Genomic DNA, 566 nt, shown 5'->3' on the forward strand with positions numbered 1-566 from the left:
CCGCGGTTTAACGGTTCAAATATTCAGAGGATCCAGCTATGAGTAGCGGACGTATCGTTCAAATCATCGGCGCCGTTATCGACGTGGAATTTCCACGCGACAGCGTACCGAGCATCTACAACGCTTTGAAAGTACAAAGCGATGCCGGCACCACTCTGGAAGTTCAGCAGCAGCTGGGCGACGGCGTGGTTCGTACCATTGCGATGGGTTCCACCGAAGGCTTGAAGCGCGGTCTGGAAGTTACCGACTCTGGCGCAGCCATCTCCGTACCGGTCGGTAAAGCGACTCTGGGCCGGATCATGGACGTCCTCGGTAACCCGATCGACGAAGCTGGCCCGATCGACACCGAAGAGCGTTGGGGCATTCACCGTCCAGCGCCTTCGTTCGCTGAACAGGCAGGCGGCAACGACCTGCTGGAAACCGGCATCAAGGTTATCGACCTGGTTTGCCCGTTTGCCAAAGGCGGTAAAGTCGGTCTGTTCGGTGGTGCCGGTGTAGGCAAAACCGTAAACATGATGGAACTGATCCGTAACATCGCCATCGAGCACAGCGGTTATTCCGTGTTC

The 566-nt window shown here is 56.7% G+C and carries 1 pseudogene; it reads left to right on the top strand.

Annotated features, from left to right (window positions below):
- Positions 1-38 precede the first annotated feature (38 nt).
- Positions 39-566 (top strand): annotated as a pseudogene (locus tag ACIOZM_RS31970) (F0F1 ATP synthase subunit beta); the annotation flags it as partial.

Source organism: Pseudomonas sp. NPDC087346 (genome assembly GCF_044744235.1).
Lineage (GTDB): Bacteria > Pseudomonadota > Gammaproteobacteria > Pseudomonadales > Pseudomonadaceae > Aquipseudomonas.